Consider the following 26,769-nt stretch of genomic DNA (forward strand, 5'->3'; position numbering starts at 1 on the left):
ACTGCCTTCTTGGCAAGAAAATAAACTAATTTTATAAGGCTTTCTTTTTATTAAAGCTTTGTGTTAAACGGTCAATAATAATGGCAAAAATAACTAAACCTAAACCTGCAACGAAACCATTCCCAACCTGTGTACGTTGAAGGGCTGTTAAGACCTCACGTCCTAAACCTGGAGCACCAATCATCGAGGCGATGACTACCATAGAAAGGGACAGCATGACAGTTTGGTTAATACCTGCCATAATCGTTGATTTAGCAAGTGGGATTTCTACTTTAAATAGTTTTTGACTAGCTGTACTACCGTAAGAGTCTGCGGCTTCCACTAATTCTTTAGGTACCTGACGAATACCAAGGTTTGTCATACGTACCGTTGGAGGTAAAGCAAAGATAACTGATGCGAAGACACCAGGTACAATTCCGATGCCGAAAAAGGCAACGGCTGGGATGAGGTAGACAAAGCCAGGCATTGTTTGCATGAAATCGAGTATTGGTTTAATAATACTTTCAGCGATTGTAGACTTCGACATTAGAATCCCAAGTGGAATACCAATGATGATGGAAATAATACTTGAAAAGATAACGAGCGTGGTTGTTTCCATCAGATTTGTCCAAAGACCTTGATTATAGATAAACAACAAGCCTATTAATGAAAATGAGGCAAGTCCGAATTTTTTACCAGTTGCATAAAAGGCAAAAACAACGACAAGTAATATTAAAATAATGGCTGGGATACTATTTAACAAATCAGTGACCTGATTCATGAGTAGTTTTCCAAATTGCTGAATCGAGTTAAAGAACGCTGAAAAATTACTCGTCAACCAGTCCATAGCTGATTCTACCCATGGAGCTAGTGGTATTGTTGGAATATTATCTAAAAAATTATTCATGTACATCCGCCTCCTCATCACTCGTTGAAAGTGCTTGGATGACAACGCCTCTAATCAGCACACCAAGCAAGCGACCATCTTTTACAACGGCAATAGGAGTAGGTGAATTATAAATCATCCCTAATATATCCTGTAATAGCATATCTGGTGGAACTGTTAACACTTCTGATTGCACAATGGAGTGAACGGTTTGCTCTTGCTTCTTTGCTGAAGCTAATGCGTCGTCTGCTGTAATAAAGCCTTGTAAATGTCGGTTTTTGTCGACCGCCATTAGTAAACTAACCGCTTCTTGTCGCATGCGTTTTAGCGCTACTTTAGGGCCATCTAAATCTACGTTGACATACACTGGTCGCACCATGACATTTTCAGCCGTCAATACTTTAGAACGGTCCACATCTTCCACGAATGTTTTGACATAATCATTTGCTGGGTTGGTTAATATTTCTTCTCCCGTACCAATCTGAATGATAGAGCCATCCTTCATAATAGCGATGCGATCCCCAATGCGTAATGCTTCATTCAAATCATGCGTGATAAATAAAATTGTTTTTTTGACCTTTTGTTGTAGATCAAGTAGCTCATCTTGCATTTCTTTTCGAATCAATGGATCTAATGCTGAAAAAGCTTCATCCATTAATAAAATTTCAGGATCATTGGCAAGAGCACGCGCTAATCCAACACGTTGCTGCATACCACCTGATAATTGACTTGGATACTGATCTTTGTAAGCGAGTAATCCAGCATTTTCAAGAGCCTGCTCTGCTTTTGCTTGGCGTTCTTCCTTTGAAATGCCTCGGATTTCAAGGCCATATTCGGTGTTTTGAAGTAATGTACGATGGGGGAATAAACCGAAGTTTTGGAAAACCATACTCATTTTATTTCTTCTTACAGTCCGTAAACTTTCTTTACCCATTTTAGAAATATTTTCTCCATCGATATATATATTTCCGCTCGTTGGTTCAATAAGGCGGTTTAAGAGCCGTATTAATGTAGATTTACCGCTTCCTGATAATCCCATGATAACGAAGATTTCTCCCTCGTTTACTGTAAAGCTGGCATCGTATACACCAACAGTTGCACCTGTTTCTTTTAAGATATCAGTCTTACTTTTTTGTTGCTTGACGAGTTCTAGTGCTTGGGGAATATGTTTGCCAAACACTTTCGATACGTGTTCTACTTTTAATTTTTCCATAGAAGCACTCCTTTCGTAGATTATTACTATATGAGGATAGTGATACCCAAAAATAAACAAGTAACAACCTTACTGTAACAAAGGGTTGTTACTTTTGTCAAACCGACCAATAAGAAAAAAACCGCTTAAACGCTGTGATATCAGCGCTTAAACGGTTTTTAATTGGGATATAAAAAGCCTTGTACTCTAGCGAAGCTTTCGTCATTTCCCACAAAATAAATAATGTCGCCTTCTTCGAATGATACATAAGGGCCAGGTGATAGTAATAATTCATTACCACGACGAATACCGACGATGGTACTTGATGTATTTTGCCAAAAATTTAAGGCTTGTACAGTTTGATGAATGCATGGACTTTCCGCAGTCATTTCTAATTGATAAGGGATAAATGGATTTACTGAACGGAAATGCTCCGTACGACTAATTAGCTGCTTTGCTTTGTCTTGTAAATTTATTAATTCATGCTGTTGCTTTTGAATACTTGTCAGAAGCTCACTTTGTATTTCATGAATCGATTGAACGTCATGAAACTGTCGGACAAAATGAGCTGCTTTTTCATACGACTTAATGATGACACCGCTACCTTTCGTTGCCTCTACAATTTCTAAGTCTTGTAAAACAGCGATTGCTCTTCTAGCAGTCTCAGCAGACACATTATATTGACTTGCAAGAGATGATCTAGCATATATTTTATCGCCGATGCGGTATTTCCTTTCGACGATCTTGGAGGCAAGGTCAATAGCAATTTGTTGATATTTTGGCTGCTTTAGTTGAACAGTTTTTTCTAAGTTCATTTTAAACTTCCTTTCGTCATTACAGGTACCACAGCTTATTATAGACTAGCCTGCACAGAAAAAATAGCATCTCCATAAGCTAGTAGTATATGATGAAAAAGTAATGCTAAAATTTTTGTATCTACTATTAAAAATAATAGGATAGTAGCCGTTGTTTGACACTTTTTAGTTATTATTATAAACTAAGTTACGTTATGTAAGTGGTGTGAAAATACATGTGCTCAGTTGGTGGTTTAACCAACTGTTTCCTATAGAAGGTTGGAGATTAATATGACAATTACTACTAAAATTATGGACATAGTGAAAGATAAAATGACAGTTATAAAGCACACGAATACAGAAAATATTTGCCTAGTTGGTCCTGTCAATTTGCCCGTTCAACAAGGTGACTTTTCTGCTACTTTTCAGTGGTATAACTGGCTTACAGTAGATGTGAATGTATCAAAAGAAGAAATCATTGATAGCTTAGCTACAGCCAATTTGGCTTTCTTACAGCAATCATCAGTTCTTGTATATGGTGATTTTACCCATTCAGAGGATGCTTTAATCCGCATGCATAGTATTTGTCACACTGGTGACATATTTGGCAGTCAGCGCTGTGATTGTGGCTATCAATTGCATGAATCTATGAAAATGATTGTAGAGCACGGCTGTGGAGCTATTTTTTATTTAGCCGATCATGAAGGGCGAGGCATTGGATTATTCTCGAAATCACTCGCTTATTTATTACAAGAAGAAGGGCTAGATACAGTAGAAGCAAACCATGCACTTGGCTTCCCTGACGATACTCGTTCATATGAAGAAGCACTTGCGGTATTAGCAACACTACGCGCAAAACCTGTGACACTTATTACAAATAATCCTAAAAAATTGGCTGCTTTACAGGCTCGTGGCTTGGCGGCAGAAGGGCATGTTCCTTTATGGGGTGGCTTAACGGAAACGAATCGTTTTTATTTGGAAACGAAGGTTGAAAAATCTGGACATTTACGAGAAAAACAATAAGTGGAGGTGGCGACCATGACTACTAAAGACGAAAAATACATGCAACTAGCTCTAGACCTAGCAGCTAGTGCAAAAGGTAATACAAACCCTAATCCACTTGTCGGGGCGGTAATTGTCAAAAATGACATTATTGTAGGCACTGGTTTACACAGAAAAGCAGGCGAACCACATGCAGAAGTTCATGCTTTTCGTATGGCTGGAGAACATGCACAGAATGCTACACTATACGTTACGCTTGAACCTTGTTCACATTTTGGTAAAACGCCTCCTTGTGCGAATCTAGTGAAGGATTCTGGCGTTAGTCGAGTTGTGGTTGCGATGCAAGACCCTAATCCTACTGTAGCAGGTCGTGGCATTCAATTGTTGCGTGATGCAGGTATAACAGTGGAGGTAGGTGTTTTGGAGCAACAAGCACGTCGTTTAAATGAACGCTTTATCCATAACATGCTCACTAAAAGACCGTTTATTATTTCAAAATTTGCGATGACTGTAGATGGGAAAATTGCTACGCATACAGGTCATTCTAAATGGGTAACAGGTAAGGCTGCACGTGAGGACGTCCACCGTATTCGCCATGAGGTAGATGGTATTCTAGTTGGTGTTGGTACAGTTATCGCTGACAATCCATCATTAACAACAAGATTAAGCGAGGGCTACGGAAAAAATCCAACACGTATCATTATGGATAGTCTATTACGTACACCACTAGATGCGAATGTGTTGAATACGGAAGAAGCCCCAACAATTCTTGTTTGCAGCAATGATGTTAGCCAAGAAAAGATCGATTTATTGATAAATAAAGGTCTCACAGTTTTACCGATAGAGAAGGACGAACGTGGGCTAAATATTGATGAAATGCTTGCAAGACTTTATGAGCATGGCATTACAGATATTTTGCTAGAGGGTGGTAGTAAAGTGAATGCTTCATTTTTACAGCAAGGTGCCATTGACAAATATGTGATTTATATAGCGCCAAAGGTTCTAGGAGGGAATTTATCATTAACCCCTTTTGCGGGCTCTAATCCCTCCTTAATAAATGAGGCATGGCGGGTTGAATTTGCCTCATTTGATAAGATAGGCGAGGATTTATGTATTATTGCTTATCCAAAGCAAGGTGAAGAAAATTGAACTATGAAGCGGATGTTTGTATAGTAGGGGCTGGACCAGCAGGTGCACTTTTATCTTATTTACTGGTCAAAAAAGGGCTATCTGTCATCCTACTAGAACAAAATGCGGATCTTGGAAAGTCTTTTCGTGGTGAACATTTAAATGAAGAAGGCGAGGCTGTTTTAAAAAGTCATCAACTTTTCGAAGCAGTCGAGTCGCTTGGCTTATTACGCATGGAAAAGCTAGAATATTACGCAGATGGTAAGGCCTTTAAAACCATTTTTCCTAATGACATAGTAGGTCATCTAGGAATTCATGTTCCTCAAGCTAATTTATTAAAGGGGATTTTAGAAAAAGCGCTGCTATTTTCTCATTTTACTTGTCTGCTACATACGAAGGTAACGGAGCTTATCCAGGACGCGTCGGGTTATTATAAAGGCGTAATCGCTATAAAAGATGGAACAACCATAAAGGTCGATAGCCAATTAATAATTGGTGCTGATGGACGCTATTCAACGATTCGTAAGGCGGCACATATTGATGTTCAAAAACAAAAACATGGCTTTGATTTGCTATGGGCTAAAATTCCTGCACCTTCAGGCTGGGAGCCTTCTATTAAAATGGCATTAATTGGAGATAAGCAATTATCATTGTTCACGCAAGTTGGTGGCTTTATTCAAATTGGATGGAATATTGAACAAGGGAGCTATCCACAGCTTCGAAAACAATCATTTACACCTTTTATCCAACAGCTTACGATGCAATTCCCTGCATTATCTGAGCCTGTAAAGGAGCACATTCGGTCTTGGAAAGATTTTGTGCTGTTAGATGTTTTCAGCTGTCATTGTAACTGTTGGGGCACGAAGGGTCTTGTGCTTTTAGGCGATGCGGTTCATACGATGACACCAACAGGAGCATTTGGCTTGAACAGTGCGCTAAAAGATGCGGATTGTTTGGCATCTCTATTAAATAAAGATTCATTAGCTCATTTTAATGTTCAAGATTTTCAGCATATGCGAGAGCAAGCTATTGAGGATGTTTTAGCAGTACAAATAGAGAGAGAACAAACTTTTTCTGCTCATTTTCTAAATAGAGCATCATGAAAGGATGTAACACATCTAATGAAATTTGGTTTTGACATTGATGATACACTGATAGATTTACGGGCACATGCCTTTGCCATTTACAATAAAAAAATGGGGAAAAATATTCCGATTGATATTTTTCATACGCTAAAAAGAGTAGAAATTCATGAGCCTTTTGGTTTATCAGATGCAGAGGGCGCAGCGATGTGGAGTAGTTCATTAGAAGAGATTTATTTTACGAACTGTCCTTCTTTTGAAGGGTCATTAAAAATGCTGCAAGCTTTAGCTTATCATGGTCATGATATTTACTACATTACCTCTCGGCCTAAGCAATTTTGTAAGCAAACAAAAGAATGGATGGAAGCACAGGGGTTTCCGATAAAAGAGGGCCATTTTTTCTGTGGGATGCAAGATGCCGAGAAGGTAGCGATTATAAAAGAACTTGCTTTAGATGTTTATGTAGATGATAAACCAGCAGTACTGGAGACACTTCACAATATACAAACAAAAGTAATTTTAAAAAATCAATCTTATAATCAGCATGTTGAGTTACCAAGATTGCATCATTGGCAGGATTTTTTAGCACTGATTGAAGCGTAAGATTTTTAATATGGTTGAACCCCAAATTATAGTGATTGATAAAGTTACATGTTTGGGGTTCTTTTTAGGTTAATAAAAATAAAATATTAAATTGATAGAGAATGAAATAAAGTAACGTCGCTTATTTCCACAATTGGAATTGCCGCCTTACGTTCCACTCTGCTTTTATGATGAAGCATCCATTTAATGCCGGCTATTGATTGTTTTCTACATGTATTCAAAACTAATAAAATCGATTAAGCTGGAAGCGTGTTAAATCCTGCTTGCATTTACCATGTAATGTTAATTCTGCGAGAGCTTCTCCAACGGCACTGCTAAATTTAAAGCCATGACCTGAAAAACCTGCCGCAATTATCATATTTGGATGAGTAGGTAAGAAATCGATGATGAAATCTTCGTCTGGCGTCATGGAATATTTGCACGTTTTCCCGTATTTTAATGCTCCATGCTGAGGCATAAATTGCTGAATGAAATGTTGTAAATCTGCACGATCATGGTCATCGAATGGATGAAGAGGTTTATTTGGATTTATTTCTTCGCCGCCATCATGTCGACCTAGCTTTAGTCCTGCACCATCAATGCTTGGGAAGCCATAGTAAGAGGAATCAGCGAATTCAAAGCAATAGGCTGGAAAGACCTCATTACTATAAAGCTGTTCATCCGCTTCAAACCATGCAAAGGTTTTTCGCGTTGGTGTAACAGGAAGGGCGATGTCCAGCGTTTGAAGTAGCTCAGTTGCCCATGCCCCAGCAGTGACAATTAAATGCTTTGCCTCATAGACTTGATTGGCCGTTTGAACTTGCACAATTTCTCCCGCTTGGATGCCAACAACTTTTTCTTTTATCTGTAAGCGTGCCCCAGCTTGCAAGGCTAGCTTTTTATAGGCTCTAATACATGCTTCAACTCGAAGGACCCCAGCTGTCGGCTCAAAGCATGCTACCAAATTGGCTGGTAAAGATAATCCAGGCCACTTGTTCATGGCTTCAGCTGCTGAATAGTGTTCGAGTGCTAATTCATGAAGGGTAGCGCTGGCTTTTACGTTTTGAATAAAGCTGCAAGTTGGCTCTCCGATATTTACTACCCCAGTTTGTAAAAATAAGTTCTCATCTGCTAAAGATTCGAGCTCCTGCCATAGCTCCCCAGCTCGTTTAACGAAAGGTACATAGCTAGCTCCCTCACCATAGGCAAATCGAATAATTCTTGTCTCTCCATGATGGCTCCCTTCCTCATGAGGGGGATCAAAAGCATCCAGCATTAAAACACTTTTCCCAGACTTTGCTAAATAATAACCTGCCGCCATCCCCATAGAGCCTGCTCCAACTATAATGACATCATATACCATAATATTCCCTACTTTTTTGCTCAAGTATAACAGATTGTTAGAAAATGAAACAGAAATTTTTGAAAAATTAAATATGCACAACCCCCGCTTCCAATGTAAAAAGAGGGTTGTGCATGAATTGGTTGATTATTTTGAGCGTGGTAATAGTTTATTGAGGACAATGGCTACAATTGCAGCTGTGGCAATTGGTGAGCCCAATAAATATTGAACAGTTGTCGGTAATGAATACAAGAAATCATCTGGCAATAATGTCAACGCTAACGTTAAAATGACTGGAATAGCAATCACATACATTTCCTTTTCGCCAATAGGTTCATTTTTCATTACCTGCAGACCACTAATAGCAATGATGCCGCATACAATGACAAACACTCCTCCAATGACAGCCGAGGGAATCGCTGAAATGAGTGCGGCTAATTTACCAGAGAAACCAAAAACTATAAACCAAATACCCGCAGCAATAAATACGCGACGACTAGCAATTCCTGTAATGGAGATAACCCCTGCATTTGTAGAGTAACCAGTTACAGGTGTAGAACCAAGTAAAGAAGCAATAAAACAGCCAATCCCTTCACCAACAACACCGCGATTAATTTGCTTATCCGTTAAAGGTTTGTCGATGACATTACTAATGGCAAACCATGTGCCAGTTGTTTCCGCCATTAAGACAATATAGATAATGACCATTGTAATAATGGCGGAAATATTAAAGCTAAAGCTGAAATCCGCGAATGGAATTTGTGGCATACTAAACCATTTTGCTTGTGATACAGCTGATAAATCTAAAACTCCCATCATATTTGCAGCAACACTACCGACTATTAAAGCAATAATAACGGAGCCAATACGGAATAGGCGACCCTTTTGATGGAAGACTGTACCAAACATTACACAAATGATTAGGACAACTGCTGAAATTAACGCTAAATAAATATTTTGTTCAATGGATGCACCTGCCCCATTAAAAATATTATCGCTTAAACCGACAGGCATTAAGGATAAACCAACAACAAAAATAATTGTTCCCCCTACAATGGGCGGAATAAATGTCTGTACAATTTTATTGAAGATACCTGTGTAACCTAAAATAATCACTAAAATGGCCCCAATTAAGCTTGCACCTAATATTGTGCTCCAACCTAAATCACCACTGCCACTTGCTGCGTAAATACCAACGATGGCTCCTAACGGAACATAGGAAGGACCTTGTGCCATCGGTAATTTCATACAGAAATGTGTTTGTATAATAGTTGCAAGTCCAGCAGCAATAAAGGTTGATTGGATTAATGCACTGGCTTGACCAGTTTGTAAGCCAATTAACATGGCGATTAAAAATGGGACAACGTAAACATCCATTGCCATGACATGCTGTAAACCTAGTAGCGCTGATTGACCAATCGAGACTTTTTCATCTGGAAGTACGGTTAATTGTGTTGTTTTTTTCGTTGTATTAGTTAGTTGGCTATGTTGCGTTTCCACGAAGATGTGCACCTCATATGAATAAATTTTTAATATAGACAGTTAGTAAATCATTAGTCCCTTGAATGAACTTTATTTCCTTGGACCCAAACCTCACGAATATTCTCTGGACGAACAAGATACATTATTTTTTGGAAAATATCGTGTAATGCTTCTTGGCTATCGAAAATTGGAAGCTTTGCAGAATGGATCTTTGTATCAATGATTTGTACATCCCATGTATAATTTTCCTGTAAACGGCCAATTGGAAGACTTAAGCTTTCCCCGCCACCAGCTGTCGCTAGATAAAAGGCTTCATTAATCGTAATACGTGAATTTGGAACACCACGTTTGTTGGCTACAATTGCTGTATCTACACCATCTTCAAGCATTCTCGATGACATGACTGCCTGTCTTGCATTATCGAAAAGGCTAGGGGAAAATCCACCTGATATATCTGAACCTAATCCAATATCAACACCAAGTGCATGGAAGCGGGCAATAGGAATAACGCTATTTGCAAAATAGGCATTAGAAATCGGGCAATGACCGATAGCTGTGCCTGTCTCAGCAAATAAACGTGCATCATCATCGCTTAGGAAATTACAATGGGCCATAACAGATTTTTCGCCTAATAAACCAAAATCATGGAGAGCCTCAGCATCATTTTTATGGAATCTTTCCTTGACGTAGCCATGTTCCCAGTCGCTTTCGCTACAGTGAGATTGGATATGTGTATTGTATTTTGCTGCTAATTCCCCTAAGCCCTTTAAAGCATTGTCGGTACAGCTTGGAATGAAGCGAGGAGTGACAACTGGGTATACACCTTGCTTAGTTGTCTTTGCTAAATCTTTAACAGCTAAAATGAATGCTTCTGTATCAGCAAGCGCTGTTTGTGTAGTAGCATCTCGGTAAAAATGAGGATTTTGTTCAGGGTCATCCATCACCACTTTTCCGACTAATCCTCGTTGCCCCTTTTCAGCACAAATTTTTGCTAAAAGAATACTAGCCTCTTTATGAACTGTCGCGAAATATAAGGATGTTGTTGTGCCGTTAGCAAGGAGTGTGCTCACTAAATCTTCGTAGACCTCTTGGGCAAATGCTAAATCCGAAAATTTTGATTCGATAGGGAATGTATATGTGTTCAGCCAATCATAAAGTGGTATGTCTAAAGCTGTACCAGATTGCGCCCATTGTGGTGCATGTACATGCAAGTCGACAAATCCTGGTAAGAAATATTGACCTTCATCTAATTGATGAAAATGTTTATGGTGTTGGTATGTAGTTAATAGTTGTTGGTAATCAGCATGTTCAGGAGAGACTGTTTTTTCAATCATGCCATCTGCATTAATGAAAAATAAATAATCTTTTAAAATCTGAACTTCAGTAGCAGATGTACTAGTAAAAGCCGTTCCTTTGAAAATTTGCGTATATTCAGCCATAAAAACCACCTTAATGTTCGTTTATTGATAATAACACGGATTATTATAGGCTATTTAAACTATTAAGTCTATAAAAAAACGAATAATAATATGGAGTGGTAAGAAGAGAGATCAAGTCTTAGCCTACATTTTTAGAGCTTTTACGGACGCTGAAGGATACAAAAAAAGGCACTCTTTTTTGATGCTAGAGTGCTTTTTCTTTAAGAAATCGTTTCATTAATGATATGAAGAAAGTGATTAAAAGAAGCTGAATGGTGTTGTTCATTTTTTCGTGTACAAAGATAAATTGGACGCTGAATGTCAATCTCTTTAATAAACACTCGTGCTATTTGTTCCTGTTGGATAAAGCTGGATGCAGCAATAGATGGAGCTAGCATCGTCCCAAAACCAGCTGCAATAGCATGAATCGACTCATTGATTCCATCTAGCTGTAGTCCTACTTTAGGTGGGGGAATCTTATATACTTTACATAATGCATTTAAGTATTCCTTTGTGGAACTACCGTCTTCTCTTGTGACAAAGGGCTGTTGCATGAGTTCTGAAAGAGAAACCGTTTGCCCAGCTAATGAATGATTGTATGGCACAATAAACCAATAATCTAGATTCATCAGAAATTGATAATGAATATCAGGGTGATGACCATCTTCTTTAACAATAAAGGCTAAATCTGCTTTATAATGGAGTAACTCTTCTATTACTTGCTGTGAATTAGCTGTTTTTAAATGAATATGGGTAGTTGGGTAGACTTGTTTAAAATGAGCCAATAATTTAGGTAATAAAAAATGAGATGGTACATGTGTGGAAGCAATTTGTAATTCCTCATGGCCTGTACTTTTTAACTGTTGTACTTTATTTTCGATATCTATTTCTAAATCAAATAAGCGCTGTGCTTGCTTATATAAAAAGGTGCCGCTTTGAGTTAATGTAATACCTCTACCTTTTGATTCTAGCAATGTTAAACCTAGTTCTTTTTCTAAATTTCGAATTTGAATGGTTACAGCGGGCTGACTAATCATAAGGGCCTGCGCAGCTTTGGAAACACTATTGAGTTCGGCTACCTTTGTAAATAACCGCAGTGCATGTAGATTCATGATAGACACACCTTTTATAAATTATTTTTATGCTTTTATATACATTATATATTAGATTTATTAATTTTTGCTCGGTATCCTTTTAATTACAATAGGGGAAAAGGGGGGACACTATGAATCGCCAACATATGGGGATTGTTTTCGGAGGAATTTTATTACTCGTCATCGCTATGGGGATTAGTCGATTTGCTTTTACGCCGATCCTACCGTTTATGCGACAGGATGTAGGATTTTCTTTAGAAGTTGCTGGGTTTTTAGCTTCAAGTAATTATATTGGCTATTTCATTGGGGCACTATGGGCGGGCTTTATTCATCGTCAGCGTAAACAAATTTTAATGGCAAGTGTTATTTTTAATGTCCTATCAGTTGGATTAATGGGCTTGATTGAGGTGTATAGTATATGGTTAATTCTTCGATTAATCGCTGGTATTACAGGTGGACTCATTTTTGTTCTAACGTCTAGTATTGTCATGGATTATTTGGCGAAACACTCACTATCCCGATGGTCGGGCTATGTATTTAGTGGTATAGGGCTAGGGATTGCCATTTCAGGTATATGCGTTCCTCTTATTGAAGAGAGACTTGCATGGCAAGGAACATGGGTAGGACTAGGCATACTATCAATTGTTTTTTTACTGATTACTACCATTTTATGGAGAGGTTTAGAGGTTCAGGATACTTTAAAAGGAGCAAAATCTTCGAATACGAAAATGACAAAGGGCTTTATGCCATGGCTTATCCTGTCCTATGGACTTGAGGGACTTGGGTATATTATCACGGGTACATTTTTAGTTGATATTATTCACAATATTCCTTCTCTCCAAGCATACTCCTCGTATAGCTGGGTTGTTGTAGGATTAGCCGCCATCCCATCAGCACCTGTGTGGACGATCTTATTAGAGAAGTTTTCAGCGATAAAAATTTTGTTTGTGGCATACATACTTCAAGTAATAGGCATCTTGTTACCTGTATTTTCACAAACCGTATGGAGTGTATTGCTAGCATCATTTTTATTCGGTCTAACCTTTGTAGGTATTGTGACACTGACTACATCCTATGCACGACAACTTTTTCCTACACAGAGTGGATTTGTTGTATCATTACTAACAACGTTTTATGCGTTTGGACAAATAATTGGACCGATTGTCGCCGGACAGTTGGTCGATATTTATAATAGCTATAAGGCTGCACTAGTCTTTGCGGGTATCATCGTCTTTTTGGCGTTACTAGTGATGTTAGTGGGAAGATGGCTAACCATTAAAAAGGAAACAGTTGCTGAACATACCATTTCTATATAAAGCATAAAAGCCAGAAATCCTATATGGATTTCTGGCTTTAGTCATTTACTTAAAGAAGGCGTGCCTCTATCTACATGATATTAAAAAATTAAATAAAAGTCTATAATTTTTTTTCTTTATATGAAAAAATAGATAAGTGCACAAGGGACGTAATGTTACGATTTAACATTGAAATGAGGTATTTTCATGAATACAGAGCAAGCCATTGAACGTTGGAATCAATATGCGGAAAGGTATACGGCTAATTATTATGAGTATGGTGATATTCATCACGAAGTACTATTAAACCCTACTATCTTTTCTTTACTGGAAGAGGTGGATGGAAAGCATATATTAGATGCGGGGTGTGGCGAAGGATATTTAAGTAGAATACTAGTGAAAAAAGGGGCTATCGTAACGGCTGTTGATTTTTCACAAAAAATGCTAGACATTGCTATGGAAAGAACACCGCAGCAGTTGCCGGTCCAATTTTTTCATGGTAATTGTGAAAATTTAGCCTTCTTAGCAGACAACCAATTTGATCGTATCGTTTCGAATATGGTTCTTCAAGATTTAGAGGATTATCGTGCTACAATACGTGAGATGTATCGCCTTTTAAAGCCGAATAGTACTTTTATTTTTTCAATATTGCATCCATGCTTTGTTACACCAAATAGTGGATGGATTAGACATGAGCAGCTGGAGCAACAGTATTGGAAGGTACAACGTTACTTTTATGAAGGCGTATATCAACAACTAGCTGCTGACCCACCTATTGTATTGTTTCATCGCACATTAACAAGCTATGTGGAAGCGATTACGGAAGCTGGCTTTCATATAGAAAAAATTGTAGAGCCTAGACCGTCACAAGAGATGCTAGAGAAGTATCCTCAATTTGAGGAAGATTTGCATTGTGCTGATTTTATTGTATTTAAGTTGAAAAAATAAGGAGCAGAGTCCGTGAGATTATTTCATGTTAGCGAAGACCCTACGATAACGATTTTCCATCCTCGTATACCTGAGCGACCAGATTTAGATGCAAGCAAAGGTCTTGTATGGGCAATTAACGAGAGATGCTTGCCTAATTATTTAACTCCCAGAGATTGTCCGCGTGTTTGTTTTCATGCTGGGAGTCAAACTACAGAGCAGGACAGACAGCATTATCTCGCAATAGCTCCTCATGTAGTAGTGATTGAAAGCAAGTGGTTAGAGGTATTGAAAAATACAAGACTGTACCTATATGAATTTGAGAGAAAAGGGTTTACGTTACAAGATGAAAATGCTGGCTATTTGGTTAGCGAAACAGCTCAAATTCCTATTGCGTTATTTGAAATCGAGGATATATTTAGTGCATTGCTAGAACGTAATGTCGAATTGAGAGCAGTAGATAGTCTATGGGATATCCATGATGAAATACAGCATACAACGTTATGTTGGTCAATGTGTCGAATGCGATTAGCCCAGACAAGACCATAAGAACAAGCCTCGTCATGTACTTTTTACAATGACGAGGCTTATTTATTATATTTTAGATGTTTGTTCAATGGGTGTTGAAGAGATATTGACTAATTTTTTGTCTTGATAAGTAAAGATGTATTCGTAGTTTGTTGGTTCATTAAGCATTGTAGGCAAATAATACTTTAAATCCGCAATGCCTACATTTTCAGGGTGGAAAATCCAAGAAAGCTCCTTCCAATCAAGAATGCCCTCTGCAACCTTTATCGGTGTAATATATGTAAATGAATCAGGAATCTCTGCTATAAACGCATACATACAGCCATAATCAATGACCCCATCGGTCCATGTTATTTTACCTTTATATGTAATATCCTCAACCGTAATACCTGTCTCTTCTTTAATTTCTCGTAGGGCACCAGCTAAAGGTGTTTCATTTTGTTCAATTTTACCACCTACACCATTCCATGCGCCCATCCAAGTTGGATAATCTCTATTAAGTAATAGGATGTGCTCCCCTTTTTTTAGAAAACAAATCGTAAATTCCACGAAAATCTACTCCTTCTTCTTTATTTTAAAATTCCCTATCAATTTCTTAGAAAGTTAAATCGATGGTTAATCCCTATTTTAGAACAGCTTTGATAAGTATTGTATCAGAGAAAATGCTAGGTCACTTAGTCATTTTCCAGGAACGCATGTTAAAATGATGTTATTCATACAGACGATCATCATGGAGGGAGAGGGAGGCAGTGATTTTAATAAGTGCTTGTTTAGCAGGATTAAATGTTCGTTATAACGGTACGAACTGTCTAGATGATAGTGTACAAAAGCTAGTGTTAGAGAAAAAGGCTGTCACCGTTTGTCCAGAGCTGATGGGAGGATTTTCAACACCTCGTGAGCCTGCTGAAATTGTGGGCGGAAATGGAGAAGATGTTCTTGATGGCAAAGCTACCGTTATTGAAAGGTCTGGCCGTGATGTCACAGAACTGTATCTGAAGGGAGCGTATGCGACCTTACAGAAAGCGCTAGAGGTGGGGGCGACTCAGGTCGTCTTAAAGGAAAATAGCCCATCCTGCGGTAGTACAGCGATTTATAATGGCGAGTTTAACGGGACTAAAATAGTTGGGGAAGGCGTAACCACTGCCTTACTTCGAAGAAATAATATTGTCGTGCTATCGGAAGAAAATATTTAGTGAAGTATGGTTCCTCCAGAAATCGATAAAAGGAGCCCCTAATGAGTAGGGGCCAAGCATAAATATCAATATTCATATTTTTAATGGCATGGCATTGCTCGCTACCAGTTGAATAGGTTTTACATACATTTGGGGCTCGTATCAATACTTCTTTTTCCATAGTAATCCTCCTTTTAATATATTTTCATTAGTGTTATATGTAATGATTAGTAGGTCCTTATGAAATTATTAATAAATTCATACAGTCGGAGTAACCTTTTCAACTAAAAAACGTTGTAATAATCTGAAAGATGTCATAAAAGGAGATGGAAGTTTTGCCATTAACATTTGCTCATCCAGCGGCGGTCCTACCTTTTTCTCGGAAAAGTAAATATATTCATTTTTCTGCCTTGGTATTAGGTAGTATGGCTCCAGATTTCGAATACTTTTTAAGGGGACGGCCAATAGGGGAGATTGGTCATACATTTACAGGGTTCTTTTTATTCAATCTTCCACTCGTTCTAGTAATCTACTTGATTTATCAACAGTTTATCCATCAGCCAATCATGAGCCATTTACCAGAATTTTTACAGGATTTTAATAGCTATCAAAAGGCAGGGACTAAAACTTGGAAAATCATTGTTTTTAGTTATTCAGCATTACTAGGTATGCTAACCCATGTCATATGGGATTCATTTACACATCAAAATGGGCTTATGGTGACCAATCTTCGTTTTCTTTCTCAAACATTTACTTTATTTGGCTTTCCAATTCCCATATATAAATTTTTACAACATGGAAGTACATTGTTAGGCATTTCGCTTATTTTGGGATATATGTATTACAGGGCATCTTTGATTAAACATAAAAAAGTGTCGGCCGTATCTCCTCAGAAAAAAATTGCTTTTTGGAGTGTACTAGCACTATTAACGTTTGTTTATGTAAGTCTTTGGCAGTTAATCAATGGCATTCCTTTAAGCAGCTATGGAGTATGGGTTGTCCGTATCATCGATTCATTTTTTGGTAGCGTACTTACCCTTTCATTCTGTTTAGCATATCGGAAAAGTACGATGAACGATAAAAAGACTACCTAAAATGGGAGTCTTTTACGAGATAGGGAGTGTGAGAATAAAGGTAGTACCTTCCCTGTGTTTGCTATGAAATGGAACCATGGTGTTCCTTCATAATAGACAAATAGATAGCCCCTAGCCCCGCTCCTTCGTTTTTAATAGCGGACTCTCTTTCGGGCTGGCGACCTCTAAAATAACGTTCGAAAATAAAGGGCATTTCTTCCGGAAACACCCCTGAATATAGAGTGTTTGATACTCGATATAAGTAGTAATAGTTATAGTATCTCCAGTGGAGGTATGCTTTAGGGCATTGGTAATTGCCACTAGCTCACTTAGTGAAAATGGTTTAGTCATATAATCATCCGCACTGAATCCTAGCCCCAATACTTTATCGGTAACACTCCTTCTAGCACTCAAACTGAGTATCGCCACATTACTATGTTCACGGATTTTACGGCATATGTCGATCCCATCACAATCGGGTAGAGAAAGATCAAGGATTACGAAATCTGGAGCGGACTCTTGCAAATAAAGGATAGCTTCATGGGCAGCTCTTACAATATGTGAATGGAACTGATGAACGCTTAAGTAATCCTTTATAATATTGGCAATATCATTTTCGTCCTCCACAATTAGCATATTGATGTTCTTTATGAAACTATCTCTCCTTCATAAAAAGTGAGAATCATTTTCTTCTTCGGTTAACGAGGAAGAAAAATAAAGTAATGATAAGGGACGCGTAAATGATTATCCAAGCATAGTGCCAGTAAAATACGTTAGGGACTACTTCAAGTTGATCACCTACACTCATTATTTCTAGTGAAAAATGAACAGGTGGTAGTAGCCACAGGAGACTAGCTTGTATATTATTTTTTAAAGTAGCGATAACGACAGAAATAATTAGGATACTTATGACACCCCACCAAGTATTTTGCTTATTTTTTACAAGTTCTCTTGTGAACAAGGCAGTGAGTGCAATAGCAAGAATCGATAAACTAAAGTGTGACAAGAAACCTAATACTATATGTAATGGTTTGGGTGTTTCGAAAAACGCATCAATTAGAATCGGATAGAAGACAGAAACGCAGCTTAAGCTAAAAGCAATTAAACCACAAATAATGAAAACTCCCATATTGTAATGTGTTGGACTTTTGGCATGAAGAGTAGTAATCATCTTTTGTCCCTCATCCTCTGCATGAAATAACGTAACAGTAAACCAGCCCATTAAAAAGAATAGAATAAGTGATGTAAATGAATAGCTATCTAATATAGGATTAGGAACAAAGGTATAGTTAACGACAAGACATAGGATAAAAATAGTAAAAGGTGGTACGTATTGATAGGTTCTTAAATAATTGATCAATTGATAGCGCAATAAACTGCTCATCCTTTTCAATACCTCCTATTAAAAATGAGAAGAAAATTGTTCTTTTTTGTGATGTACATTAGTTAAATATTTAATAGAGGCATTTTTTTGTAGTAGCTTTAGCAATATTTGATCTGAATCCTTTGTCTGTACAATTGCTACTATTTCGAAATGCCCATTCGCTAAAGGTCGTTTTTGTTGGATATCCATCAAAGGTAAAATTTCATCTAGTAATGCTAAACTTGCAATGTCAAATAGTAGTCGATTCACAGGATAGCTAGTCAATTCCTTTGCATGAATAATTTGATTTTTTTGAATAAGCAAAACTGAATCGACAAGGTTTTCGAGTAATTTTGTTTCATGGCAAGTTAGGATGATGCTTAGTCCTTTATCTCTTACTGTAGCCAATATTTGTTCGAAATCATTTTGTGCTTTGGCGTCTAGCCCTGACAATGGCTCATCCATTATTAATAAATCTGTTTCTTCTAGCATGGCTTGCATGATCATTACCTTTTGCCTCATTCCTTTAGAGAAGTGGACGATCCTTGTATTTTGCGACTCTTTTAATTGAAACATATCAAGCAATTCTTCTATCTTTTGCAAAAGATGCCTTTTTGGCATACCTCGAATCCGGCCCATATGATAAAGATATTCTTGTGGTGTAAATAAAATATTTGAAGGGGTGACTTCTGGGACATAACCGACTTTTAGAGAGGTTTTATGCGCCACAATTTTACCGCTGTCTGGTTTAATAAACGCCGCAATAATTTTGAGTAAAGTGCTTTTTCCAGAACCGTTTTTTCCGACAAGCGCAATAATTTCATTGGCCGCAATCGAAAACGATGCATGATCTAAAATTGTTTTCCCATTGTATTGTTTACAAACGTTTTGTATTTCCAAAATAGTAGCCATCTTCACTCACCTTTATTCTTTGGATAATTATGATTATAAAATTATTATAAAGAAATTTGGTCTTTCACTCCAATAAAATTGGATAATTTTCCTGTATTTAGCTATTAATTTACTCGCAATAAAAAAGTTCTACTAATAAAGCAGAACTTTTAATGTTTCATTATAACGAACGATATTTTTTTAAACTGATAATATTTAACGTAATAAAAACAATAGCGAAACAAGCAAGTATGCTGAGATTCAGGATAATATCAGGGAAAGTATAACCTTTATACATAACGCCATTCAATGCGTCTGCTGCATAGTAAAGTGGCATGATTCGGCCGATGTTTTGAAGCCATTCAGCCATACTCTCAAGTGGGAAAATGCCCGAAAAGAATACTTGTGGAACAATAATTAATGGTATAAATTGCATCATTTGAAATTCAGAAGCGGCAAAGCTCGATAATAGCGCACCTAATGATAAGGATACAAGAGCGACTACCATATTAATAAGTAAAACAAGCCAGATTGAGCCTACATGGACAATATCAAGTACATAAATGCCAAACAACACGATAATAATCGTTTGTAGAAAGGCAAATAGACCATACCCAATCATATAACCTGCTACAATTTCGGAACGCTTAATGGGTGTTGCGAGTAAACGTTCCAAAGTTCCAGAGGTGCGCTCCTTTAACAGGGCAATGCCAGTAATTAAAAAAACAAAGAAAAAGATAAAGAAACCAATGAGCATGGGACTAAAAATATCAAAAATGGCAGTATCCTCATCACCATACACATAGTCTGTTTTCAAGCTTCCCATTGTTGAGGCTTGAGATGGCTGTAAAATTTGTGCAAGCTGCATGGTTAAAGCCTTTGACTGGGAAGGATCAGCATTTAATAAAGTTAATTTACTACTATTTGGCTCTATTGCTAGCCATCCATCATACTCATTATCCTGAAGTTGTTTTTTTGTAAAATTATTATCTTCAATAATAAAAAAATCCGCATTTTTTAGTTTCTCTATGATTGGCGTGGGGGCATCGGAGACAACTAATGTGATCGTAGCTTCGTTACTATTAAAAATAAAGTACATTAATGACAGTACAAGCAGTGGAGCTAAGAACAATAATGCAAGTGTCCGTTTATCTCGTTTCATTTGTTGGATGATTCTTGTTACCATTGCAGCAATTCTCATAGTCCGTCCCCTCCAGCCAATAAAAATACTTCGTCAAAATCTTTTGCTTGGTAATGTTCCTTTAATGCCTGAGGTGTACCCTGGGCAATAATCCGACCATTTCTCAGCATAGCTAATTGATCACATCTTTCTGCCTCATCCATTGCATGGGTCGTTACTAAAATGGTTTTATGTTTTTGTTCTTTTAAACGAATGAGCTCTTGCCAAATTTCTTTTTTGAGGACAGGATCAATACCTACTGTTGGTTCATCTAAAATCAATAGCTTAGGATCTTGAATAAGGGCAATTGCTAAGGATAATCTTCGTTTCATTCCGCCAGAATAATTCTCCACCTTAAGCTGTAAATCATCGGTTAGACGGACAAGATTGGCAGCATAGGCTACACGCTCCATTCGTTCTGCTCTGGATAAGGGATAGAGCTTAGCGAAGAAATGTAAATTTTCCTCCCCCGTTAAATCTGTATAAAGAGCATCTGATTGTGCCATATAGCCGATATCTTTCAATAATTGTTGATGAGGTACAACCAAATCTAATACTTCAATAGCGCCGTTATCAGGTTTTAGCATACCCATTATCATTTTAATTAACGTTGTTTTTCCACAGCCTGATGGACCAAGCAATCCCATTAATTGCCCCTTAGGGATATTTAAAGATAGGGGGGCAATGACCTGCTTATGATGAAAACTTTTTTCAAGGGCATTGATGGAGATGGCATGGTTTACCATATAAAATTCACTCCTTCACTGAACACAATGTTGATTTGATAAAAATTTTAAGGTAGCATGTGAGCAAATACAATAAACAGTTTGCCAGTATGTGTTAAGTAAATGGAGGGAAGCGCATTGTCCGTACATGACAAGATGAATTTTGAAACAAAACTAGCGATTAAAACGGCATTGATCCAGCAAGTGGAGGAGGTCGGCTTTGAACGTGTGACAGTAAAAAATTTAGCACTAACAGCTCAAATTAATCGAGGCACCTTTTACTTACATTATTCTGATAAATATAAAGTGATGGAGGATTTGCAGCAGGAACTTTTGATGGAATTGGAACGCTATGTGAAGCATGTACAACCAGTGGATGCTTTTCAAACTTTAAAAATGGGACAACTTTATCAACCGTTCATCAAGGTCATTACCTGCATCAAAGATCATGCACCTGCCTTTCGTATGTTATTAGGTGAACAGGGAAGTCCTAGCTTTACACAAAAAATGAAAACCATATTTGGCAATCATATTTTGGACAGATTGTCGGCGGTTCGCGAGGAAGTGAGGGACCCCGAATTTCAGCAATATTTACAAGCCTTTATAGCATCTGCAATTTTAGGAGTCATTCAAGAATGGTTAGAGAAGGGCAATGAGAATTTAACGGTAGAAGAAATGGTCACGTTGCATTTCCGATTATTACGATTTTTAGGCAATGTAGTGGCCAATGCTTAAAACGAGAAAGAGGTATCGCATGATAAAAAATCTATGAATAGATATTGATTCTACCTGCACTTATCTTACAAAATCTTATTCAATAATGATTCGAAAGTGACTACTCTAATGAGTCATATGTATTTGGTGGAAACAAGATGGGATAAGCATGACAGTACAATCTTTCTAGTCAAAAATCAGATAATGCTTGTCGAAGCGCAAGAAATCAAAAGTATTTTAAGTTGATTCTTGCGCTTTTGATATATTTATTAAAAAATCATAGCTGTTAATAAATAAAGAAGAGTAGGTGCAAGTAAGCATCCTAGGCCTGTATAGAAAGTCGCAGTAACTGCCCCATAAGGTACTAGTTTAGGATTTGTTGCGGCTAATCCTCCTGCTACACCCGACGTAGTACCCATTAGCCCACCATATACCATAGCAGTGACAGGGTTATTTAATCCAATAGACTTTGCAACAAAAGGTGTTCCTACCATTACTAGTACAGACTTTACCAAACCTGCAGCAATACTAATGGCCATGACTTCAGAGCTTGCACCTAATGCGGCTCCTGTGACAGGTCCTACAATATATGTAACAGTGCCAGCACCAATAGTTGCAATACTTACCGCATCCCTATAGCCGAAACTAACTGCAAAAATAACGCCAATTACAAAAGATAGTATGACACCAATAAATAAGGAGAGTACGCCTCGAAGTCCTGCTTTTTTTATTTCATCGAAATTGGCGCCAAAAGAGGTAGCAACAATAGCAAAATCTCGGAGCATACTACCGCCTAAGAAGCCAATACCAGCAAGGAAGCTAACATCGGAAAGGCCTTTTGTTCCACCAGTTGAAACCCCACCAATATAAGCTAAAATTAAACCTAGCACGATGGCAATGGCTGAGCCATGAATGAGTCCCTTTGTTAACTTATTTGAAATGAAGTAAGCGACCCACATGGTGAAACCAACAATTACGAATGCAGTAATTAATCCATTATTCGTTAAAATATTTCTAATTATTTCATGCATCCACTTCACCTCCCACTATTTGCTTATCCACTTCTACCATTGGCTCTTGCTTTCCACTTAGTAGGGGAACACAAATCCAACTAATAATTACCACAGCGACCCCTGCAATTATTGCTAATGGACCTCCTGTTAATGCACCTAGCACATTTTGACTTGCAGCCATAGCAATTACGACAGGAATATACATAGCGTTCCAAAAGCTTAAGCCATCCTTAGCAGGTTTGCTAATTTTTCCGGCTTTTACTAACTTATCAACAATAATGATTAATAACAGCATTGCTACTCCAACCCCGCCTACATTTGAATCAATTCCCATTAGAGCTCCAATAAATTCCCCGACAATTGTTCCCACTAAATAACACCCTGCTAAGATAGCAACTCCATAGATTACCATTTTCCCTGCACCCCTTTGTGAAATGATTTGACCTAATATTTAAAATATTCGGTCGACTGTATTCTGAAAATATCATAATTTATCCTCCATAATAAATCAACTAGAAAAATAGTGATAAGTAGAATATTATTGTTTTTTCGATTGAAAACATGAAAGGTATGTAGTATTGTTTTGGTATACAGTCGACTGTACGACTAGATTTTTACATAAGGAAGTGGTTGGATGGAGTACTTTACAGATTTATTGGATAACGCTTTATCGCGGACAGTGGCACAAAAAATTATGGATCAGATTTTAAATGGTGAACTGAAGCCAGGTGATCAAATAGTAGAAAGCTCCTATGCTGAAATGTTTAATACTAGTCGATCTCCTATTCGTGAAGCTATTTATTTACTTTCTACAGAGGGCCTTATTGAGAGAGTACCTCGTAAAGGTGCATTTATTAAAGGTTACACACTTACAGAGGTACAAGATTTGTTAGATATACGAAATAACTTAGAGATATTAGCAGCACAGAGAATTCATGAGCCTCAAAAAAAGAAAACATTACTTAATGAAATGAAAAAAATTGTTAAAGATATGGAAAAGTGTTCCAATCAAATGGAATATACTCATTTAAACTATGCCTTTCACTTTACACTTATTAAATTTAGTGAGAGTACAGTAATTGAAGGTGTCTATAGCAAAATAAGTTTACCATTATTGCGTATACAAGGTATTCATTTTTCTATTAATGACACAATTGAGAAATCACGAAAAGAGCACCGTAAAATTTATGAGCTTTTAAAGGACAATCAACTAGATGAATTGATTTCGATTTTAAGAAAACATACAGAAGATGTAATTTTCAATATTCGTCGACAAATTTTGTAAGGAGTGATGATTTTGCGAAGCGCTTTTTTATTTCCTGGGCAGGGCTCGCAGTTTGAAGGAATGTTAGATTATCTTCCTAAAGAGTGCTACGTGAAAGATATGCTAGAGCAAAGTAGTGATATTTTACAGCAAACAATATCAACATTACACAGCAAAGAAGCACTCTCAAAGACAAAGGCAGTTCAACAGTGTTTATTAATTTCCTCTGTAGCCACTTATAAGCTATTTGAAATGAAAGGGTTAATTCCTTCATTTTTGGCTGGTCATTCGGTTGGTGCTTTTGGAGCTGCCACCGCGGCAGGGACTTTAACTTTTGAAGAAGCATTAAAGCTGGTGACATTGCGGGGAGAATTAATGGAGCAAACATGTAGCGAAGGATTTGGAATGGGTGTTGTTCTAGGAATGAATGAGCAAGATCTTCTAGAAATCACAAATAAGTTTTCACTTGAACATGAACCAGTGTATGTTTCTAATCGAAATGCTCCTTATCAAATCACGATATCTGGCTCTTTGAGTGGTCTGGAAAAGGTAATTCATTATGCAAGTGCACATGGGGCTAAGTCCGCTAAATTATTGAATGTTTCGACTCCGTCTCATTGTCCTCTTTTTCAAAATGTTAGCCAACGATTGCTTGATGAACTCAATAAGATTGAACTGAAAAGACCGAAAATTCCGATTGCTAGCAATGTAAATGCACGTTTGTTAAAAACCGCAGAGGCTATTAAACAGGATTTAGCGATAAGTATTTGTCATCCCGTTCGATGGCATGATGCGACAAGTATTTTATATGAAAACGGAACTAGGCTATTCATTGAAATGCCGCCAGGTGACATTTTAACTAAGTTAGCAACAAGTGCATTTCCGGATGCCAGGTCTATATCCATCAGTAAAAATGGAATTGAGGACTGTTTATTTCTATTAAAAAATTAACGTAAAAACGTACAAGGGGTGTATGGCATGGTGTTAATTCATGAAAGTATAACAAGGAAATCTTGGACAACACGATTGGATGCAAAAAAGGAAAAATTAAGTAGTGTGAAAGATTTAGTAGATGGAGTAGTCATACCAACTAATCGTATTGTTGATGCGCTAGAGTGTCTCATTAAGCCCGGTGATCGTGTTGTACTAGAGGGAAATAACCAAAAACAAGCTTCATTTTTATCACAAGCATTAGCGCAGGTCAACCCTTTAAAGGTACATGATTTACACATGATTCTGTCTAGTATTTCTCGTCCAGAGCATCTTGATATTTTTGAAGATGGAATTGCTAAAAAAATAGACTTTTCTTTTGCTGGACCACAAAGCTTAAGAATTGCACAAATGATAGAGGACGGAAAAATAGAATTAGGAGATCTTCATACGTATGTGGAATTGTATGGTCGATTATTTATTGATTTAATTCCTTCCGTTGCATTAGTAGCGGCAGATAAAGCGGATAGGTTTGGTAATCTTTTCACGGGACCTAATACTGAGGAAACGCCCACTTTAGTAGAAGCGGCAGCGTTTCGAGACGGTATTGTCATTGCACAAGTGAATGAAATAGTAGATGAGCTACCTCGTGTTGATATCCCAGGCTCATGGATCGACTTTATCGTCGTTGCAGATAAAGAGTATGAATTAGAACCTTTATTTACCCGTGACCCAAGACATATTACAGATATTCAAATTTTACAAGCAATGATGGTAATCCGCGGAATTTATGAGAAGCATGGTGTGCAATCATTAAATCATGGCATTGGCTTTAATACAGCTGCTATAGAGCTACTATTACCAACATATGGCGAGAAATTAGGATTGAAAGGTAAAATATGTAAAAATTGGGTGCTGAATCCTCATCCTACGCTCATTCCTGCCATTGAATCAGGTTGGGTGGAAAGTGTTCATTGCTTCGGTGGGGAGCTAGGGATGGAGAAATACGTAGAATCAAGGCGAGATGTTTTTTTCACAGGTAGAGATGGCAGTCTACGTTCCAATCGAACATTGGCTCAATTAGCTGGTCAGTATGCGGTCGATTTATTTATTGGGTCAACCTTACAAATGGATGGATTAGGGAACTCTTCAACAGTAACAAAAGGCCGAGTTGCTGGATATGGTGGAGCACCAAATATGGGGCACGATCCGGGAGGGAGACGTCACTCGACAGAGGCTTGGAAAAATATGATAACATCCGAAAATTCTCTTGCAAGAGGGAAGAAGCTAGTTGTACAAGTTGCTGAAACATTTCAGGATGCTAATACACCAGTATTTGTTGAGTCACTAGATGCTATTTCTGTAAAAGATCAAGCAAAATTAGCTGTCGCCCCTGTCATGATTTATGGAGAAGATGTCACACATGTGGTAACAGAGGAAGGTATTGCTTACTTATATAAAACAGATAGCCCAGCAGAAAAACGTGAAATGATTGCTGCCATTGCAGGTGTAACACCTATTGGGATGAAATATAATCCGAAATTATCGAAGCAATTACGAGAAAAGGGATTAATAGCAATGCCAGAGGATTTAGGAATTAGAAGAGCAGACGCTAAACGCTCTTTATTAGCTGCCAAAAATATAGATGAACTTGTGCAATGGTCAGGAGGCTTATATACACCTCCAGCAAAATTTAAAAGTTGGTAATTTACG

28 protein-coding genes are annotated in these 26,769 nt (G+C 37.6%); 13 read left to right on the forward strand and 15 right to left on the reverse strand.

The genetic code is table 11. The features are described from left to right. Positions 1–31: 31 nt before the first annotated feature. The 3 genes from ACE1MS_RS05810 to ACE1MS_RS05820 form a co-directional block, all read right to left on the reverse strand. Positions 32–886: an ABC transporter permease gene (locus tag ACE1MS_RS05810; RefSeq protein WP_008174570.1), complete on the reverse strand. Its 855-nt coding sequence runs from the start codon at positions 884–886 to the stop codon at positions 32–34. After that, positions 879–2,078 carry a quaternary amine ABC transporter ATP-binding protein gene (locus tag ACE1MS_RS05815; protein ID WP_012293442.1) on the reverse strand — a complete coding sequence of 400 codons (1,200 nt, stop codon included), beginning with the start codon at positions 2,076–2,078 and terminating at the stop codon, positions 879–881. The genes ACE1MS_RS05810 and ACE1MS_RS05815 overlap by 8 nt, the downstream gene beginning before the upstream one ends. 158 nt (positions 2,079–2,236) lie before the next feature. Beyond that, positions 2,237–2,872, reverse strand: coding sequence for a TrkA C-terminal domain-containing protein (locus tag ACE1MS_RS05820; RefSeq protein ID WP_031419135.1), 636 nt, complete (start codon positions 2,870–2,872; stop codon positions 2,237–2,239). Between the two features lie 270 nt (positions 2,873–3,142). On the opposite strand from ACE1MS_RS05820, the gene ACE1MS_RS05825 reads away from it, so the two are divergent. From ACE1MS_RS05825 to ACE1MS_RS05840, 4 genes are read left to right on the forward strand one after another with little or no spacing between them, the layout of a single operon-like run. Beyond that, positions 3,143–3,874: a GTP cyclohydrolase II gene (locus ACE1MS_RS05825; protein ID WP_012293444.1), complete on the forward strand. Its 732-nt coding sequence runs from the start codon at positions 3,143–3,145 to the stop codon at positions 3,872–3,874. A gap of 15 nt (positions 3,875–3,889) precedes the next feature. Further along, on the forward strand, positions 3,890–5,002 hold the full coding sequence (ribD, locus tag ACE1MS_RS05830; protein ID WP_447402750.1) for a bifunctional diaminohydroxyphosphoribosylaminopyrimidine deaminase/5-amino-6-(5-phosphoribosylamino)uracil reductase RibD: 1,113 nt from the start codon (positions 3,890–3,892) through the stop codon (positions 5,000–5,002). Beyond that, positions 4,999–6,084, forward strand: a complete 1,086-nt coding sequence (locus tag ACE1MS_RS05835) for an FAD-dependent monooxygenase (RefSeq protein WP_031419138.1) — start codon at positions 4,999–5,001, stop codon at positions 6,082–6,084. The genes ribD and ACE1MS_RS05835 overlap by 4 nt, the downstream gene beginning before the upstream one ends. Positions 6,085–6,102: 18 nt before the next feature. Continuing rightward, positions 6,103–6,666 (forward strand): 5' nucleotidase, NT5C type, encoded by a 564-nt coding sequence (locus tag ACE1MS_RS05840; RefSeq protein WP_012293447.1) that lies wholly within the window; start codon positions 6,103–6,105, stop codon positions 6,664–6,666. Between the two features lie 223 nt (positions 6,667–6,889). Here ACE1MS_RS05840 and solA read toward each other — a convergent pair whose 3' ends face one another. The 4 genes from solA to ACE1MS_RS05860 form a co-directional block, all read right to left on the reverse strand. Next, on the reverse strand, positions 6,890–8,008 hold the full coding sequence (gene solA / locus ACE1MS_RS05845) for an N-methyl-L-tryptophan oxidase (protein ID WP_036161030.1): 1,119 nt from the start codon (positions 8,006–8,008) through the stop codon (positions 6,890–6,892). 126 nt (positions 8,009–8,134) lie between these two features. After that, a complete protein-coding gene (locus ACE1MS_RS05850) occupies positions 8,135–9,487 on the reverse strand; it encodes a uracil-xanthine permease family protein (RefSeq protein ID WP_031419142.1) in 1,353 nt (450 codons plus the stop codon). A gap of 53 nt (positions 9,488–9,540) precedes the next feature. Next, positions 9,541–10,908: a guanine deaminase gene (gene guaD, locus ACE1MS_RS05855; protein WP_012293449.1), complete on the reverse strand. Its 1,368-nt coding sequence runs from the start codon at positions 10,906–10,908 to the stop codon at positions 9,541–9,543. Between the two features lie 200 nt (positions 10,909–11,108). Further along, positions 11,109–11,999, reverse strand: coding sequence for a LysR family transcriptional regulator (locus tag ACE1MS_RS05860; RefSeq protein ID WP_031419143.1), 891 nt, complete (start codon positions 11,997–11,999; stop codon positions 11,109–11,111). Positions 12,000–12,112: 113 nt separating this feature from the next. Here ACE1MS_RS05860 and ACE1MS_RS05865 point away from each other — a divergent pair, with 113 nt between their 5' ends. The 3 genes from ACE1MS_RS05865 to ACE1MS_RS05875 all read left to right on the forward strand — a co-directional run bounded on the left by ACE1MS_RS05865 (position 12,113) and on the right by ACE1MS_RS05875 (position 14,752). Next, positions 12,113–13,297, forward strand: a complete 1,185-nt coding sequence (locus ACE1MS_RS05865; RefSeq protein ID WP_012293451.1) for a YbfB/YjiJ family MFS transporter — start codon at positions 12,113–12,115, stop codon at positions 13,295–13,297. Between the two features lie 186 nt (positions 13,298–13,483). Further along, a complete protein-coding gene (locus ACE1MS_RS05870; RefSeq protein ID WP_012293452.1) occupies positions 13,484–14,224 on the forward strand; it encodes a class I SAM-dependent methyltransferase in 741 nt (246 codons plus the stop codon). Positions 14,225–14,236: 12 nt separating this feature from the next. Then, the gene (locus tag ACE1MS_RS05875) at positions 14,237–14,752 is read left to right on the forward strand and encodes a DUF6886 family protein (protein ID WP_447402751.1); all 516 of its coding nucleotides are present in this window, start codon (positions 14,237–14,239) and stop codon (positions 14,750–14,752) included. A 45-nt stretch (positions 14,753–14,797) separates the two neighbouring features. On the opposite strand, the gene ACE1MS_RS05880 is transcribed toward ACE1MS_RS05875, so the two are convergent. Beyond that, positions 14,798–15,280, reverse strand: coding sequence for an NUDIX hydrolase (locus ACE1MS_RS05880; protein WP_012293454.1), 483 nt, complete (start codon positions 15,278–15,280; stop codon positions 14,798–14,800). 200 nt (positions 15,281–15,480) lie between these two features. On the opposite strand from ACE1MS_RS05880, the gene ACE1MS_RS05885 reads away from it, so the two are divergent. Further along, entirely contained in the window at positions 15,481–15,924 is a 444-nt protein-coding gene (locus tag ACE1MS_RS05885; protein WP_036167560.1) for a DUF523 domain-containing protein, read from the forward strand. 305 nt (positions 15,925–16,229) lie between these two features. Then, a complete protein-coding gene (locus tag ACE1MS_RS05890) occupies positions 16,230–16,997 on the forward strand; it encodes a DUF4184 family protein (RefSeq protein ID WP_447402752.1) in 768 nt (255 codons plus the stop codon). Between the two features lie 111 nt (positions 16,998–17,108). Here the strand turns inward: ACE1MS_RS05890 and ACE1MS_RS05895 are convergent, their stop codons facing one another. The 5 genes from ACE1MS_RS05895 to ACE1MS_RS05915 form a co-directional block, all read right to left on the reverse strand. Then, positions 17,109–17,612 (reverse strand): response regulator, encoded by a 504-nt coding sequence (locus ACE1MS_RS05895; protein ID WP_012293457.1) that lies wholly within the window; start codon positions 17,610–17,612, stop codon positions 17,109–17,111. A gap of 46 nt (positions 17,613–17,658) precedes the next feature. Continuing rightward, entirely contained in the window at positions 17,659–18,360 is a 702-nt protein-coding gene (locus ACE1MS_RS05900) for a hypothetical protein (protein WP_012293458.1), read from the reverse strand. 18 nt (positions 18,361–18,378) lie between these two features. Then, positions 18,379–19,251 (reverse strand): ABC transporter ATP-binding protein, encoded by an 873-nt coding sequence (locus ACE1MS_RS05905; RefSeq protein WP_012293459.1) that lies wholly within the window; start codon positions 19,249–19,251, stop codon positions 18,379–18,381. A gap of 160 nt (positions 19,252–19,411) precedes the next feature. After that, a complete protein-coding gene (locus ACE1MS_RS05910) occupies positions 19,412–20,431 on the reverse strand; it encodes an ABC transporter permease (protein ID WP_099805084.1) in 1,020 nt (339 codons plus the stop codon). After that, on the reverse strand, positions 20,428–21,156 hold the full coding sequence (locus tag ACE1MS_RS05915; protein WP_036167564.1) for an ABC transporter ATP-binding protein: 729 nt from the start codon (positions 21,154–21,156) through the stop codon (positions 20,428–20,430). Before ACE1MS_RS05915 ends, ACE1MS_RS05910 begins: the two co-directional genes overlap by 4 nt. A gap of 117 nt (positions 21,157–21,273) precedes the next feature. On the opposite strand from ACE1MS_RS05915, the gene ACE1MS_RS05920 reads away from it, so the two are divergent. Next, complete coding sequence (locus ACE1MS_RS05920) at positions 21,274–21,870, forward strand: TetR/AcrR family transcriptional regulator (RefSeq protein WP_099805086.1); 597 nt, start codon at positions 21,274–21,276, stop codon at positions 21,868–21,870. Positions 21,871–22,118: 248 nt separating this feature from the next. Here the strand turns inward: ACE1MS_RS05920 and madM are convergent, their stop codons facing one another. Beyond that, the gene (madM, locus tag ACE1MS_RS05925; RefSeq protein WP_099805087.1) at positions 22,119–22,880 is read right to left on the reverse strand and encodes a malonate transporter subunit MadM; all 762 of its coding nucleotides are present in this window, start codon (positions 22,878–22,880) and stop codon (positions 22,119–22,121) included. Beyond that, on the reverse strand, positions 22,873–23,274 hold the full coding sequence (gene madL, locus ACE1MS_RS05930; protein ID WP_099805088.1) for a malonate transporter subunit MadL: 402 nt from the start codon (positions 23,272–23,274) through the stop codon (positions 22,873–22,875). Before madL ends, madM begins: the two co-directional genes overlap by 8 nt. Before the next feature lie 222 nt (positions 23,275–23,496). On the opposite strand from madL, the gene ACE1MS_RS05935 reads away from it, so the two are divergent. The 3 genes from ACE1MS_RS05935 to mdcA are packed head-to-tail and all read left to right on the forward strand — an operon-like array spanning position 23,497 to position 26,763. After that, positions 23,497–24,147, forward strand: a complete 651-nt coding sequence (locus tag ACE1MS_RS05935; protein WP_099805089.1) for a GntR family transcriptional regulator — start codon at positions 23,497–23,499, stop codon at positions 24,145–24,147. Between the two features lie 6 nt (positions 24,148–24,153). Next, entirely contained in the window at positions 24,154–25,077 is a 924-nt protein-coding gene (mdcH, locus tag ACE1MS_RS05940) for a malonate decarboxylase subunit epsilon (protein ID WP_306552420.1), read from the forward strand. A gap of 27 nt (positions 25,078–25,104) precedes the next feature. Further along, positions 25,105–26,763 carry a malonate decarboxylase subunit alpha gene (mdcA, locus tag ACE1MS_RS05945; RefSeq protein ID WP_197149352.1) on the forward strand — a complete coding sequence of 553 codons (1,659 nt, stop codon included), beginning with the start codon at positions 25,105–25,107 and terminating at the stop codon, positions 26,761–26,763. Positions 26,764–26,769 lie beyond the last annotated feature (6 nt).

Source organism: Lysinibacillus sp. fkY74-1, from assembly GCF_053165895.1.

Bases quoted from the DNA above. Each gene is read 5' to 3' on its own strand.
- ACE1MS_RS05810 (WP_008174570.1), bottom strand. From the start codon at position 886: ATGAATAATTTTTTAGATAATATTCCAACAATACCACTAGCTCCATGG.
- ACE1MS_RS05815 (WP_012293442.1), bottom strand. From the start codon at position 2,078: ATGGAAAAATTAAAAGTAGAACACGTATCGAAAGTGTTTGGCAAACAT.
- ACE1MS_RS05820 (WP_031419135.1), bottom strand. From the start codon at position 2,872: ATGAACTTAGAAAAAACTGTTCAACTAAAGCAGCCAAAATATCAACAA.
- ACE1MS_RS05825 (WP_012293444.1), top strand. From the start codon at position 3,143: ATGACAATTACTACTAAAATTATGGACATAGTGAAAGATAAAATGACA.
- ribD (WP_447402750.1), top strand. From the start codon at position 3,890: ATGACTACTAAAGACGAAAAATACATGCAACTAGCTCTAGACCTAGCA.
- ACE1MS_RS05840 (WP_012293447.1), top strand. From the start codon at position 6,103: ATGAAATTTGGTTTTGACATTGATGATACACTGATAGATTTACGGGCA.
- solA (WP_036161030.1), bottom strand. From the start codon at position 8,008: ATGGTATATGATGTCATTATAGTTGGAGCAGGCTCTATGGGGATGGCG.
- guaD (WP_012293449.1), bottom strand. From the start codon at position 10,908: ATGGCTGAATATACGCAAATTTTCAAAGGAACGGCTTTTACTAGTACA.
- ACE1MS_RS05860 (WP_031419143.1), bottom strand. From the start codon at position 11,999: ATGAATCTACATGCACTGCGGTTATTTACAAAGGTAGCCGAACTCAAT.
- ACE1MS_RS05865 (WP_012293451.1), top strand. From the start codon at position 12,113: ATGAATCGCCAACATATGGGGATTGTTTTCGGAGGAATTTTATTACTC.
- ACE1MS_RS05870 (WP_012293452.1), top strand. From the start codon at position 13,484: ATGAATACAGAGCAAGCCATTGAACGTTGGAATCAATATGCGGAAAGG.
- ACE1MS_RS05890 (WP_447402752.1), top strand. From the start codon at position 16,230: ATGGAAGTTTTGCCATTAACATTTGCTCATCCAGCGGCGGTCCTACCT.
- ACE1MS_RS05895 (WP_012293457.1), bottom strand. From the start codon at position 17,612: ATGCTAATTGTGGAGGACGAAAATGATATTGCCAATATTATAAAGGAT.
- ACE1MS_RS05900 (WP_012293458.1), bottom strand. From the start codon at position 18,360: ATGAGCAGTTTATTGCGCTATCAATTGATCAATTATTTAAGAACCTAT.
- ACE1MS_RS05905 (WP_012293459.1), bottom strand. From the start codon at position 19,251: ATGGCTACTATTTTGGAAATACAAAACGTTTGTAAACAATACAATGGG.
- ACE1MS_RS05910 (WP_099805084.1), bottom strand. From the start codon at position 20,431: ATGAGAATTGCTGCAATGGTAACAAGAATCATCCAACAAATGAAACGA.
- ACE1MS_RS05915 (WP_036167564.1), bottom strand. From the start codon at position 21,156: ATGGTAAACCATGCCATCTCCATCAATGCCCTTGAAAAAAGTTTTCAT.
- madM (WP_099805087.1), bottom strand. From the start codon at position 22,880: ATGCATGAAATAATTAGAAATATTTTAACGAATAATGGATTAATTACT.
- madL (WP_099805088.1), bottom strand. From the start codon at position 23,274: ATGGTAATCTATGGAGTTGCTATCTTAGCAGGGTGTTATTTAGTGGGA.
- ACE1MS_RS05935 (WP_099805089.1), top strand. From the start codon at position 23,497: ATGGAGTACTTTACAGATTTATTGGATAACGCTTTATCGCGGACAGTG.
- mdcH (WP_306552420.1), top strand. From the start codon at position 24,154: ATGATTTTGCGAAGCGCTTTTTTATTTCCTGGGCAGGGCTCGCAGTTT.
- mdcA (WP_197149352.1), top strand. From the start codon at position 25,105: ATGGTGTTAATTCATGAAAGTATAACAAGGAAATCTTGGACAACACGA.